General features: G+C 69.4%; 14 protein-coding genes. 9 read left to right on the forward strand and 5 right to left on the reverse strand.

Features of this window, described 5'->3' with window-relative positions:
- The first annotated feature begins 36 nt into the window (after positions 1 to 36).
- Positions 37 to 2,613 carry a DUF3376 domain-containing protein gene (locus tag OHA18_RS27860; protein WP_328998266.1) on the forward strand — a complete coding sequence of 859 codons (2,577 nt, stop codon included), beginning with the start codon at positions 37 to 39 and terminating at the stop codon, positions 2,611 to 2,613.
- Here OHA18_RS27860 and OHA18_RS27865 read toward each other — a convergent pair.
- The 4 genes from OHA18_RS27865 to OHA18_RS27880 form a co-directional block, all read right to left on the reverse strand.
- Positions 2,588 to 3,412, reverse strand: a complete 825-nt coding sequence (locus OHA18_RS27865) for a DUF3097 domain-containing protein (protein ID WP_328998267.1) — start codon at positions 3,410 to 3,412, stop codon at positions 2,588 to 2,590. The genes OHA18_RS27860 and OHA18_RS27865 overlap by 26 nt on opposite strands.
- Before the next feature lie 26 nt (positions 3,413 to 3,438).
- Entirely contained in the window at positions 3,439 to 4,974 is a 1,536-nt protein-coding gene (locus tag OHA18_RS27870; protein ID WP_328998268.1) for an NCS1 family nucleobase:cation symporter-1, read from the reverse strand.
- Positions 4,975 to 5,065: 91 nt separating this feature from the next.
- On the reverse strand, positions 5,066 to 5,836 hold the full coding sequence (locus OHA18_RS27875) for an MBL fold metallo-hydrolase (RefSeq protein WP_328998269.1): 771 nt from the start codon (positions 5,834 to 5,836) through the stop codon (positions 5,066 to 5,068).
- A 10-nt stretch (positions 5,837 to 5,846) separates the two neighbouring features.
- Positions 5,847 to 6,236: an EF-Tu/IF-2/RF-3 family GTPase gene (locus OHA18_RS27880; protein WP_328998270.1), complete on the reverse strand. Its 390-nt coding sequence runs from the start codon at positions 6,234 to 6,236 to the stop codon at positions 5,847 to 5,849.
- Between the two features lie 93 nt (positions 6,237 to 6,329).
- Here OHA18_RS27880 and OHA18_RS27885 point away from each other — a divergent pair, with 93 nt between their 5' ends.
- The 5 genes from OHA18_RS27885 (at position 6,330) to OHA18_RS27905 (ending at position 11,114) form a co-directional block, all read left to right on the forward strand.
- On the forward strand, positions 6,330 to 6,980 hold the full coding sequence (locus tag OHA18_RS27885; RefSeq protein WP_328998271.1) for a ThuA domain-containing protein: 651 nt from the start codon (positions 6,330 to 6,332) through the stop codon (positions 6,978 to 6,980).
- Positions 6,965 to 8,068, forward strand: a complete 1,104-nt coding sequence (locus OHA18_RS27890; protein WP_328998272.1) for a Gfo/Idh/MocA family protein — start codon at positions 6,965 to 6,967, stop codon at positions 8,066 to 8,068. The genes OHA18_RS27885 and OHA18_RS27890 overlap by 16 nt, the downstream gene beginning before the upstream one ends.
- Positions 8,069 to 8,184: 116 nt before the next feature.
- Positions 8,185 to 9,207: a heat-inducible transcriptional repressor HrcA gene (hrcA, locus tag OHA18_RS27895; RefSeq protein WP_328998273.1), complete on the forward strand. Its 1,023-nt coding sequence runs from the start codon at positions 8,185 to 8,187 to the stop codon at positions 9,205 to 9,207.
- A 28-nt stretch (positions 9,208 to 9,235) separates the two neighbouring features.
- Positions 9,236 to 10,378, forward strand: coding sequence for a molecular chaperone DnaJ (gene dnaJ / locus OHA18_RS27900; RefSeq protein ID WP_328998274.1), 1,143 nt, complete (start codon positions 9,236 to 9,238; stop codon positions 10,376 to 10,378).
- A 31-nt stretch (positions 10,379 to 10,409) separates the two neighbouring features.
- The gene (locus tag OHA18_RS27905; protein ID WP_328998275.1) at positions 10,410 to 11,114 is read left to right on the forward strand and encodes a 16S rRNA (uracil(1498)-N(3))-methyltransferase; all 705 of its coding nucleotides are present in this window, start codon (positions 10,410 to 10,412) and stop codon (positions 11,112 to 11,114) included.
- Here the strand turns inward: OHA18_RS27905 and OHA18_RS27910 are convergent.
- Positions 11,111 to 11,596, reverse strand: coding sequence for a YybH family protein (locus OHA18_RS27910; RefSeq protein ID WP_328998276.1), 486 nt, complete (start codon positions 11,594 to 11,596; stop codon positions 11,111 to 11,113). The two genes, OHA18_RS27905 and OHA18_RS27910, sit on opposite strands and share 4 nt — an antisense overlap.
- A gap of 65 nt (positions 11,597 to 11,661) precedes the next feature.
- Between OHA18_RS27910 and OHA18_RS27915 the strand changes: the two genes are divergently transcribed.
- From OHA18_RS27915 to OHA18_RS27925, 3 genes are all read left to right on the forward strand, one after another.
- Positions 11,662 to 11,991 carry an ArsR/SmtB family transcription factor gene (locus OHA18_RS27915; RefSeq protein WP_328998277.1) on the forward strand — a complete coding sequence of 110 codons (330 nt, stop codon included), beginning with the start codon at positions 11,662 to 11,664 and terminating at the stop codon, positions 11,989 to 11,991.
- Positions 11,992 to 12,088: 97 nt separating this feature from the next.
- Positions 12,089 to 12,517 (forward strand): hypothetical protein, encoded by a 429-nt coding sequence (locus OHA18_RS27920; protein WP_328998278.1) that lies wholly within the window; start codon positions 12,089 to 12,091, stop codon positions 12,515 to 12,517.
- A complete protein-coding gene (locus tag OHA18_RS27925; RefSeq protein WP_328998279.1) occupies positions 12,517 to 12,726 on the forward strand; it encodes a hypothetical protein in 210 nt (69 codons plus the stop codon). Before OHA18_RS27920 ends, OHA18_RS27925 begins: the two co-directional genes overlap by 1 nt.
- The last annotated feature ends 11 nt before the right edge of the window (positions 12,727 to 12,737 follow it).

Here is a 12,737-nt window from a genome sequence, read left to right on the forward strand (position 1 = left end):
GCATCCGTGATATCCCTGGGTGCAAAAGGGAGGCACATGACCGACCACGAGATCCGGATCGCACTGGTACTGAACGGTGGGGTCAGCCTGGCGGTCTGGATGGGCGGGGTGACGCACGAGCTGGATCTGATCAGGCGCGCGTCCGGTGGCCCCGACGCGCCTGGTTCGCAGCCGTACGACGCGGTGCTGGCGGACCGTTGGCGCGAGTTGTGCCGGCGTGGCGAGGAGCGTCGTCGGGTGGTCGTCGACGTGATCGCGGGGACGAGTGCCGGCGGTCTGAACGGTTCGTTGCTCGCGACAGCGATCGCGAACGGCTCGACCCTGGACCCCGATGGTGACAACGGTCCCTGGCTGCGGCAGAAGTGGGTCGCGCTCGGTTCGCTCGACGTCGGCAAGCTGGTGCCGTCGGCCGGCGCGAAGTCGACGTCGGTGCTCGACGGCAAGTACTTCCTGCAGCAGCTCGAGGACCTGCTCAAGGGTGTGGCCGACGCGGGTGAGAACGACGCCGAGGAGCCGGTGACGTTGTTCGTCACAGCCTCCGGGTTGGGCGTGCAGCAGTTCGAGGCCAAGGACGCGGCCGGGCAGGCGTTCGTCGTACCGGACCATCGGTACCTGTACGGCTTCACGAGCGAGGACGCCCCGACGTACGACGGGTCGAAGCGGAAGTTCTCGGTCGAGGACAAGAACGGATTGAAGGACACCGAGCTGCTAGCGCGAGCAGCGCGGGCGTCGGCGTCGTTCCCGGCGGCGTTCGGGCCGGTCCTGGAGACGCCCGAGCTGGCTGCGAGTCCGCCGCGGATCCAGCCCGGCCCGGCGGAGTCCGGGTCCTGGCTGGTGGACGGCGGCGTGCTCGACAACGCCCCGTTCGGTCCCGTGCTCGACGTGGTTGCTCGTCGCCCGGTGACCGGCAAGGCCACCCGCTACGTGCTGTACGTCGTACCGTCGGCCGGGATCGGGCACGCGTCGACCGCGTTGCCCGGCGCGAAGGAACCGAGCTGGCGGGTGTCGGCGTTGTCGGCCGTGCAGTTCCCGCGCGAGGTGGACTTCCGGTCGGACGTCGAGCAGCTGGAGCGGTTGCTGCTGGAGGCGGACGCGTCCTGGTCCGACACCCAGCGACTCTTCGACCGTTGCCTGAGGCAACCAGAAGAGCGGGCCCGGTTGAAGGCGGCCGCCACGGCGCTGCAGCCGGCGTACTCGCGGGGTCGCGCGGCCGGCGGGGTCTGGGAGGCAGTGACGATCGCGAGCCACGACCAGTCGACCGTCCTGGACGCCGCGACCGCGTTGTCGGAGCCGGAGATCGACGAGATCCTCGAGACCGAGCATCCGTGGGTGCCGAAGCCGGACGGTTCGACGGCCGCTCTGCGTGACGATGCCGACGGCAACCCGAGCTGGCTGTGGGGGACCGGTGCGGACGAACGCATCGTCCGGCTGATCCTGCGCTACCTGCGGAACCAGGTCAGTCAGGCGCCGCGGGGCGAGCGTGCGGAGCTGGACAAGCGGCTGACCGCGGCGAGCGACTGCCTGATGAAGGTGCAGGCGGTCCGCGACGCGCTCGACAAGCAGCTGGCCGCGGCTCATCTGGACCTGCGGCCGGCCGGCGGCGCCGAGGCCGTCGCTGTCGGGCTGAACGACATCTTCGAGCAGCTGCAGATCCAGCGGGCGCTCGGTGACGCGTTCGCGGAGCTGGTTGCGGTGGTCGGCTGGGAGCTGGTGGACACCGCGCTCGAGGTCGAGATCGTGTCCCGCTGTACCTCGGCGCGTACTCCGGAGCAGCGCAGCGCGCCGTTCCAGTTCCTCCGCCTCGGGCCGGACATCCCCCTCGCCGTGCTCGACGAGCTGCAGGAAGGATCGATCGCGAACCAGCTCAACGAGCGGATCCTCTACGGCAGTCAGGTCGGGCACTTCGGTGCGTTCGGTGCGGCCGACTGGCGGCGGTGGGACTGGTTGATGGGCCGGCTGCACTGCGTCGCGCACCTGGGCTCGATGCTCGGGGCGGACGCGGACTGGATCCGCGAGACCCAGCGGCAGGTGCTGCAGGCCGAGGGCTGGAAGCTCGACGCGGTCGCCGAGCGGATCGAGCGGCTGGCCAAGGACTTCCCGGTCGACGCCGGGATGGGCGCGCTGGTGACGATGCGCGACGAGTTGAACGCCTCGCCCGAGGGCCGGGCGATCACCAAGGGCATTGCCGACCGGATGGTCGACGTCTCGTCCGGACTCGGGTCGGAGGTCGGCAACTGGGTGAAGGCGGCCGCGGGCCGCAAGCATCAGCCCGGGTCGTGGCTGTTGCGGACCGCACGCTGGTTCACCGAGCCGGCCCGGCAGACGGCGTGGGACCGGATGGTGCGTGGCGCCAAGCTGAGCCCGGCGCACCGGCCGCTGATCTTCGAGCCATGGTTGCCTGCAGCAACAGCTGCGGTGGGCGTGCTGCTGCTGATTCTCGCGGCCGCCGTCGACGGCGGCCGCCTGCTCGCCGCGATTCTGGCCGGCGCGGTGCTGGCACTGAGCGCGGTGCTCGGCGTCCTCACCTGGTACGTACGCCGCGCCCGCCGGCGGATCCGGGCCTGGCTCGAGCGGCGGATGCCGGCGATCAATCCAGAGTCACGAAGTCGATGAGCTCCTCGACCCGGCCCAGCAGCGCCGGGTCGAGATCGGCGAAGCTGTTCACCTTCGACAGGATGTGCTTCCAGGCCGCGGCCACGTCGGCCTGATCGGTAGCCGGCCAGCCGAACGCCTGCAGCACGCCCTTCTTCCAGTCCTGGCCGTGCGGGATCCGTGGCCAGGCCTTGATCCCGACCGACGACGGCTTCACCGCTTCCCAGATGTCGATGAACGGGTGCCCGACGACCCGCACGTACCGGTCGGTGACCTGGGCGGCGATCTTCGACTCCTTCGAGCCCTCGACCAGGTGGTCGACGAGTACGCCGAGCCGGCGGCCGGGACCGGGCTGGAACCGGTTGACGATCTCGACCAGGTCGTCGACACCTTCGAGGTACTCCACAACGACGCCCTCGATCCGCAGGTCGTCGCCCCAGACCTTCTCGACCAGTTCGGCGTCGTGCCGGCCCTCGACGTAGATCCGGCCGGCGCGGGCGACCTTGGCGCGGACGTTGTCGACCGCGACCGAGCCGGAGGCCGTCCGGGTCTTCCTCGCCGGGCCGGCCTTCTTCGGCGGCTTCAGGCTGACCGGTTTGCCGTCGATCCAGAAGCCCGGCCCGAGCGGGTACGTGCGGATCTTGCCGTGCCGGTCCTCGAGGTCGACGACACCGTGCTCCCACCGCACGATCGCGCCGACGAACCCCGAGCTGGGCTCCTCGACGACCATCCCCTTCGCGATCTCGACCTCGACGGTCCGCCCGTTCTTCGGCTTCCGCCAGTCCCCACTGAGTACGTCGTTCCCATACCTGTCAGCCACCTGCCCAACGGTATGTCGTGCACCGCTCAGTACGTGGGAGCGGCATGCGTGGCGGTGGTCCGCCGGCTGGAAGCGGTCACCGTGAGGACGAAGTACGCCAGGAAGCCGACGACCAGGCCGACGGCCCACGAGTAGTCGTAGAGCGGTTTGAGGAACGGGATCAGGCCGTCCTCGGGGAACGGGCCGGCGCCCGGGTTCGAGTACGCGCCGCCGACCGCGAGCACCGAGCCGAGCAGCGTGGCGGCCACGCCGCGCCAGTTCCAGCCGGCCGAGTACCAGTAGCGGCCGTTCGGCTGGTACAGGTCGGCGAGGAACAGGTTCGTCCGGTCGATCAGCCAGTACCCCGCGATCAGTACGCCGGCCACCGACGCGAGCAGACCGCCGTAGAACGACAGCCAGACGAAGATGTAGATCGACGGGTCCGAGATCAGCCGCCACGGCTGGATCACGACGCCGATCACGCCGGTGACCAGGCCCGCGGTGCGGAAGTTCAGCCAGCGGGGGAGCGCGTTCGCGAAGTCGTACGACGGGCTGACCACGTTGGCCGCGACGTTGCAGGACATCGTCGCGAGGATCGCCATGATCAGGCCGATCGTGACGATCACCGGGTTCTCGAACCGGCGGGTGAGCTCGACCGGGTCCCAGATCGCCGAGCCGTACAGCACGACCGTGCCCGAGGTGGTGATGATCGAGACCAGCGCGATGAACGACATCGTCGTCGGCAGGCCGATGATCTGGCCCCACACCTGCGCCCGCTGGCCCTTCCCGAACCGGGTGAAGTCCGGCATGTTCAGCGACAGCGTCGCCCAGAACGCGATCATGCCCATCAGCGACGGCGCGAAGATCTTCCAGAAGTCGGCGTCCCAGCCGAGTTTCGACGGCTGCGACAGGATCGGCCCGAAGCCGCCGGCTTTGACCAGGATCGCGACCATCAGCGCCACGAACGCGACCGTCACCAGTGGTGCGGCCCAGTTCTCGAACCGGCGCAGGCCCTCGATGCCGCGGAAGATCAGCACCATCTGCAGCACCCAGAAGAACGCGAAGCTCAGCCACATCGTCCACGGATGGCCGCCGATCGCCGACGCGTTCAGCCAGCCCTTGCCGAACAGCTCGCCGACGATCACGTAGATCGCCTGGCCGCCGATCCAGGTCTGGATGCCGAACCAGCCGCAGGCGATGAACGCCCGCAGCAGCGCCGGGAAGTTCGCGCCGCGGACGCCGTAGAACGCCCGCGCGAACACCGGGAACGGGATGCCGTACTTCGTCCCCGCGTGACTGTTCAGCAGCAGCGGCACCAGCACGATCAGGTTCCCGAGCGTGATGGTGAGGAACGCCTGCAGCCAGTTCATCCCGATCGCGACCAGGCCGGAGGCGAGCAGGTAGCTGGGGATGTTGTGCGCCATCCCCATCCACAGCGCGGCGTAGTTGTACGTCGTCCAGGTCCGCTCCGGCAGCCGGGTCGGTGCCAGCTCGGCGTTCGCGTACGGGCTGTCCGCCAGCGCCGCGGGATCGGTCAGTTCGACTCGTCCATCCGAGTGAACAGTCTGCTCAATCGTGGCCATGAGGTACCACCCCATCCGGTCGGGCGATGTCCGTTCCGAACAAGTTGCGCGACGAGATGACGTCGTGTCAACGGACAACTACCCGAAAGGGTCATCCCGGGCCGAGCAAGGGCAGAGTCGGGCGCTGCGGCGCACCCAATGCCTGGTAGCCGCGGCGGATCGCGTCCTGGAGCTTCTCGACCGGCCACGGCCAGTCCTCGGTGTGCTTGAGGGCGTCGTCCAGCGGAGTGCCGGCGTGGTGCAGCGACGAGATCGTGTTCGCCACCGTGCCGAGGTCCATCGCCTGGTCGCGGGCGAACTCGGCGTCGACGACAGCGCCGTGCCCGGGGACGACCTTCGTGGTCGCGGTCATCATGCCGACCACGCTGTTGAGGGTGTCCGGCCACTCGAGCGGGAACGAGTCCTCGCCGTACGACGGTGGCGCCGACTCCTCGAGCAGATCGCCGACGAAGAACGCGTCCACATCCGGTACGACGACCACCGTGTCGCCGGACGTGTGGGCGTTGCCGACGTACAGCAGCTCGACGCGACGGTCGCCGAGGTCGATCACCTTCGCGGCCGCGAACGTCGTACCGGCGAGGTCTTCCTCGGTCGCCGCGTTCTCGTGCAGGTAGACGGTGGCATCGGTGAAGACGCTGTTGCCGACGACGTGGTCGAAGTGTGCGTGGGTGTTCACGACCCATTTCACCGGCGCGTCGGTGAGCTCGCGGATGTGGTCACGCAGCTGCTCGGCCTCTTCGGTCGTGGCTCGGGTGTCGATCACCAACGCGCCCTCGGACCCGACGACCAGGCCGACGTTCAGGTCCCACGCGTCGTACCGCCGAACCCAGGTGCGGTCACCGATCTCGCTCCACGTGCTCATGCGGACGAGGTTACTTGCTGAGCACGTCGCCCTTGATCACCTGGTCGCGGTCGACGCCGCGCAGCAGCAGGCCGACGTTGTCGCCGGCCTTCGCGGTCTTGACGATCTTGCGGAACATCTCGACGCCGGTCACCTCGACCTGCTGCAGCGGCTGCCCGGCCCGGCTGAGCAGCACCTGCTCGCCGACCGACACCGTGCCGGCCTGCACCCGCCCGGTCACGACGGTGCCGCGACCGGTGATCGAGAACACGTCCTCGACCGTCATCCCGAACGATCCGACGGGCAGCGAGTCCTGCGGCCGCGGCGGCCCCGGGAATCCGCCCGCCTGCGCGTGCCCGCGGGCCAGCAGCTCCTGCGGATCCATCGGATTGCTGTCCCGCTTCCAGAACTTCCAGCTCATCCTTCGACCCTAGCGGTTGGCAACCCCTCTCCTCGCGACTTAAGGTCGCAAGTGTTCCGATCGGAACCTCGAAACTTTCGAAGGGTGGTCGTTGTGACCGAACGACGTGCACTGGTGGTCCGCGGCGGCTGGGAAGGTCATTCCCCGGTCGAGGCGACCGACCTGTTCATTCCGTACCTGAAGGAGAACGGATACGACGTCACCGTCTCCGACACGACCGAGAGCTACCTGGACCTGGACGGCGTCGACCTCGTGCTGCAGTGCGTCACGATGAGCGAGATCCCCGCCGAACACGTCAAGGCGCTCGACGCCGCGATCCGGACCGGCACCGGCCTGGCCGGCTGGCACGGCGGGATCGCGGACTCGTTCCGGAACAGCGCTGACTACAACTTCATCGTCGGCGGGCAGTTCATCTCGCACCCGCACGGGTTCACCGACTACCGGGTCGACATCGTCCCCGAGCAGGCCGGCCACCCGATCGTCGAGGGCATCACGCACTTCGACGTGCACACCGAGCAGTACTACGTGCACTACGACCCGACCGACACCGTGCTGGCCACGACGACGTTCAAGTCGCACCCGGACTACCCGTGGATCGAGGGCGCGGTGATGCCGGCGGTCTGGACCCGCACGTGGGGTGAGGGCAAGGTCTTCGTCTGCACGGTCGGCCACAAGCTGGACGACCTGGAGACTCCTGAGGTGCGCACGATCATCGAGCGGGGGCTGCTGTGGGCGAGCAAGTGACCAACATCGGCATCGTCGGCACCGGAGTGATCTCCGGCACGTACCTCGACCACCTGGCCAAGCTCCCCGGCGTCGACGTGATCGCAGTGGCCGACCTGGACCGCAGCCGCGCCGAGGCGATCGCGGACCAGCACGAGGGCATCCGTGCACTCACGCCGGACGAGCTGTACGCCGCCGACGACGTCGAGATCGTGCTGAACCTGACCATCCCAGCCGCACACGCTCCGGTGCACCAGGCCGCGATGGAAGCCGGTAAGCACGTGTACGGCGAGAAGCCGCTCGCCGTCGACCGCGCCGCGGCCGAGCCCCTCCTGAAGTACGCCGCCGCGAACGACCTCCGTGTCGGGTGCGCACCGGACACCGTGCTCGGTACGGGAACCCAGACTGCTCGCGCAGTGATCGACCGCGGCGACATCGGCGTACCGCATGCCGCGACTGCGTCGTTCGTCACGCCGGGGCATGAGCTGTGGCACCCGGCACCGGAGTTCTACTACCAGCCGGGTGGCGGTCCGGTCCTCGACATGGGGCCGTACTACGTGACCAGTCTGGTCACCCTGCTCGGTCCTGTACGCCGGGTCACCGCGCGGGCCGGTCAGTCGAAGCAGGAGCGGAAGATCCACTCCGGTCCGCGTGCGGGTACTACGTTCCCGGTCGAGGTGCCGACGCATGTCACCGGCGTACTGGAGCACGAGTCCGGTGCGTTGACCACTGTCCTGATGTCCTTCGACGTCTGGGCGGCCCGGTTGCCGCGGATCGAAGTACATGGGACCGAAGGCAGCCTGTCCGTTCCGGACCCGAACGGCTTCGACGGCACGGTCGAGATCGCCACAGCCGCGCAGCGCGAGTGGACCGAGGTCCCGGTCGCCGGCGGGTATGCCGGTGCCGGCCGGGGCGTCGGTCTGGCGGACATGGCCCGCGCGCTCCGTCGCGGTGAGCCACACCGTGCTGACGGAGCGTTGGCGTACCACGTGCTCGACGTACTCGAGTCGCTGCTCGAGGCGGCGGTCCAGGATCAGCCTGTGGACGTCGCAAGTACGGTCGAGCGGCCCGCCGCCGTACCGTTGGGGGCGTCGCCCGAGCTCGCCTGAGGTTCAGGCTGAGACCCGCCCCACGCCGCCGTGCGTCGGTGCGGGCTCCTTCGGCTCGGTAGACTGGCACTCGGAACTTTCGAGTGCCAAGGGTCGATCGAGAGAGGGTGGTGCGGGTGCTGGACGACCGCAAGCTGGATGTGCTCCGCGCCATCGTCGAGGACTATGTCGCGACCCATGAGCCGGTCGGGTCGAAGACGCTGGTGGATCGGCACAACCTCGGCGTCTCACCCGCCACGGTCCGCAACGACATGGCCGCGCTGGAGGAGGAGGGGTACATCACCCAGCCGCACACCAGCGCCGGCCGGATCCCGACCGACGCCGGGTACCGGCTGTTCGTCGACAAGCTCAGCACGGTCAAGACGCTGTCGACGGCGGAGAAGAAGGCGATCACGTCGTTCCTGGCCGGGGCGGTCGACCTGGACGACGTCGTCCGGCGTACCGTCCGGCTGCTGGCGCAGATCACCCGCCAGGTCGCCATCGTGCAGTATCCGTCGCTGAACCGGTCGAGTGTCCGGCACATCGAGGTCGTCACGATGGGCACGCGCCGGCTGCTGCTGGTGCTGATCACCAGCAACGGCCGGGTCGAGCAGCGGATCGTCGAGCACCCGCACGACGTCGACGAGCAGCTGATCGCCGACCTGCGGTCGCGGCTCAACACGGTCCTGGCCGGGCAGCGCCTGACCGACGCGACCACCTCGCTCGCCGGCGTGCCCGAGCTGTTCGCCCCGGGCGACCGCTCGCTGGTCGCGTCGATCGTCACCACGCTGCTCGAAGCCTTCACCGACGAGGTCGGCGAGCAGCGGATCGCGGTCGGCGGCGCGGCCAACCTGACCCGGTACGGCGACGACTTCGAGCGCAACGTGAAGCCGGTGCTGGAGGCGCTCGAAGAGCACGTCATCCTGCTCCGGCTGCTCGGCGAGGCGACCAACCCGCAGACCCTGACCGTCCGCATCGGTCACGAGAACCCGTTCGAGGAGCTGGCCACCACGTCGGTGGTCGCGACCGGCTACGGGTCCAAGTCGGAGGCGCTGGCCACGCTCGGCATCGTCGGCCCGACCCATATGGACTACCCGAGCACAATGGGCGCGGTGCGGGCCGTCGCGCGCTACGTCAGCCAGATCCTGGCCGACTCATAATGAAGCTACCAACCCCCTGGTCTGGAGTATGAGCACCGATTACTACGCCGTTCTAGGCGTCAGCCGTGACGCGTCAGCGGACGAGATCAAGAAGGCGTACCGCAAGCTGGCGCGCCAGTACCACCCGGATGTGAACGACTCCGAGGATGCGCACCAGAAGTTCCAGGAGATCGGGCGCGCGTTCCAGGTGCTCAGCGACCCGCAGAAGCGCCAGATGCACGACCTCGGCGGCGACCCGTTCGCGAGTGCGGGCGGCGGGGCGGGCGGTGCCGGGTTCGGGCAGGCCTTCACGTTCACCGACATCATGGACGCGTTCTTCGGCCAGACCGGCGGCGCGACCCGCGGGCCGCGGCCGCGGACCCGGCGCGGTCAGGACGCGCTGATCCCGCTGCGGATCGACCTGGCCGAGGCGGCCTTCGGGACGACGCGGGAGCTCAAGGTCGACACGGCTGTCCTCTGCCCGACCTGTAGCGGGTCCGGCGCGGCGGCCGGGTCCGAGCCGGTCACCTGCGAGATCTGCCACGGGCGGGGCGAGGTGACGCACACGCAGCGGTCGTTCCTCGGCGAGGTGCGGACCATGCGCCCGTGCCCCAACTGCCGCGGCTACGGCACCACCATCCCGAGCCCGTGCGTCGAGTGCGCCGGCGACGGCCGCGTGCGCTCGCGCCGTACCGTCACCGTCAAGATCCCCGGCGGCGTCGACAGCGGCACCCGGGTGCAGCTGTCCGGGCAGGGCGAGGTCGGGCCCGGTGGCGGGCCGGCCGGCGACCTGTACGTCGAGATCGAGGTCGAGCCGCACGACATCTTCACCCGGAACGGCGACGACCTGCACTGCACGGTCACGCTGCCGATGACCGCGGCCGCGCTCGGTACGACGATCGACCTGCCGACGCTCGAGGGTGAGACGACGCCGTTGGAGATCCGGCCGGGCACGCAGTCCGGGAGCGGGCTCACGTTGACGGCGCGCGGCGTACCGCGGCTGCGGCACGCGGGACGTGGCGACCTGATCGTCCAGATCATCGTCGAGACGCCCACCAAGCTCGACGACGACCAGGCCGAGCTGCTCCGGCAACTCGCCGCCGCCCGCGACGAGGAACGTCCCCAAGGCCACGTGCAGGCCACCCACAAGGGCGTCTTCGGCCGCCTCCGCGACGCCTTCGGCGCCCACTAGAACCCGGGGCGTTCGGTCGGTGGGTGTCGCGGTGTTCTACCTCGCTGAGCTCGGCGGGGACGAGCTGGTGCTCGACGGGGCCGAGGGACGGCATGCGGCCGTCGTACGGCGGATCGGGCCGGGCGAGCGCATCCGGTTGACGGATGGGCGCGGCGCCTGGGCCGAGGGGCCGGTGGTTGCCGCGGGCAAGAGCGGGCTCACCGTGGCGGTGGACGAGCGAGGCACCGTTGCCGCAGCCGATCCTCGGGTGGTCGTGGTGCAGGCTCTGCCGAAGGGGGAGCGGGGCGAGCTCGCCGTGGAGATGCTGACCGAGGTCGGTGCGGATGTGATCGTGCCGTGGAACGCGGAGCGGAGTCAGTTCCGCGCGAACCCGGAGCGGGTGGAGAAGACGCTCGCGAAATGGCGCGCGTGGGCGTTCGAGGCGAGCAAGCAGTCTCGGCGTCCGTGGTTCGCTGAGGTCGCACCGATCGCGTCCACGGCCGAGGTCACGGAGCGGCTCGCCCGCGCGGCGCTGCCCGTCGTACTGCATGAGGAAGCCACGGTGCCGCTGGCCTCGCTGCAGGTGCCGCCGGCCGGCGACATCGTCCTCGTGATCGGCCCCGAAGGCGGCATCGCACCCACCGAACTGAAGTCTTTCGACGTCGACCCGATCAGACTCGGCGACACGGTACTGCGCACCTCCACCGCCGGCGTCGCAGCCGCCGCCGCCCTCCTCGCCCGATCCCGCTGGACCTAACCCCGCACAGCTTGCTGGTAGGCCGCGAGTACGTCGGCGTCGTCGATGCTGCCGTGGTGATGGACCTGTTGCCACGTCCCCGCGTACCTGAAGATCCTCGTCGTGCGGATCCGCAGCGGACGCTCACCGAGCTCCGGATGCCGGTACGTGCCGACCTCCCGCCCCGCGAACACCACCGACTCACCCAACCAGTACGTCGCCGCGTCCCCGAATGTCACCTGCACATCCAGCGAGCCCGCGAACACCCGCTCGTACAACTCCCGCACGGCCTGCCGCGACCGCAGGATCCCGCCGATCGGATTGTTCAGCTGCACCAGCGCGTCATCCGCCCACCCCTCGACCAGCGTCTCCAGGTCCTTCCCGTTGAGTGCGTAGTAGAACGTCTCGAGCGCCGCCAGCGCGCCCGCACGGCCCGGCAGCCGCGCCTCCGCCGCGCGCGACCGCGCAGCCGGCCCGAATTCGTAGTCGACCAACTCGATCATTGGACACCTCTCGCTAAGCTGTTAGACAGGAACCGAACATAACTGTACGACAAGGATCGAACACCATGGTCGTCGAGTCAGCCCGAGCCCGTACGCTCAGCCACGTCGAACCGGCCGAGGTGCCGTTGCAGGTGGCGCTCGACGCGCTCGCGGACCCGGTTCGCCGCTCGATCCTGCGCGACCTGGCCACCCACGACGAGTGGACCCGCGCGTGCGGCACCTTCGACCTCCCGGTCAAGAAGGCGACCGCCAGCCACCACTTCGCCGTACTCCGCTCCGCCGGCCTGATCGAGCAGCGCGACGAGGGCGCCCGCCGCCTCAACCGCCTCCGCCGCCCCGAGTTCGACCAGTCCTTCCCCGGCCTGCTGTCCGCCACCATCGACCGCGCGGACTAGCGAACTCTTACAAACCCCGAACACTGTCCCGAACCTCCTCGAACGCCGGTCGGGGAGAGTCGTTCTCGTCAGCACAAGCGAGAACGAGGAGCAGAACATGCGCAGGTCTGTGCGCGGCGCGGTCGCGGCCGGTACGTCGGCCGTCGTCCTGGTGGGCGGACTCGTCGGGAGTACGACGATCGCCGCGGCCGATCCGACTCCGGCACCGTCTCCGTCGGCGAGTACGTCGTACAAACCGGTCACGTTGAGCCCGGAGGAGTCGCAGAAACTGTGCGCCGAGCGGCTGCCGAAGATGATCGCCCGGCGCGACAAGCTGGCCCAGCGGATCAGCGGCGGCGCTGACGTGAAGGGTTCGGTCGCGTGGCTCAACGCACGCGCTGCCAAGCAGAAGGCGAACGGGCACGACAAGGTGGCCGCGCAACTCGAGAAGCGGGCCAAGCGTCGCTCGCTGCGGCTGAAGGAGCTCGGCACGGTGCAGACCAAGCTCGCGTCCTTCAAGGCCGAGCACTGCCAGGCGGCCAAGTGATGCGCAAGGCACTGACCGTGCTGCTCGGTACGGCGTGTCTCGGCCTCGGACTGTCCGCGTGCGGCAGTTCCGGCAACCAGCCCGGTGGGCAGGGCACCGGTCCTGCTCCGGCGACCCAACAGGTGGGGTCGCCGGAGCAGGAGCTGGATCAGATCGGGTCTACCCTGGACGCGATCGATCGCGAACTGGCCGGGGACGACGCACCCTGACCGCGAATCTC

The organism is Kribbella sp. NBC_00709, assembly GCF_036226565.1.
GTDB lineage: Bacteria > Actinomycetota > Actinomycetes > Propionibacteriales > Kribbellaceae > Kribbella.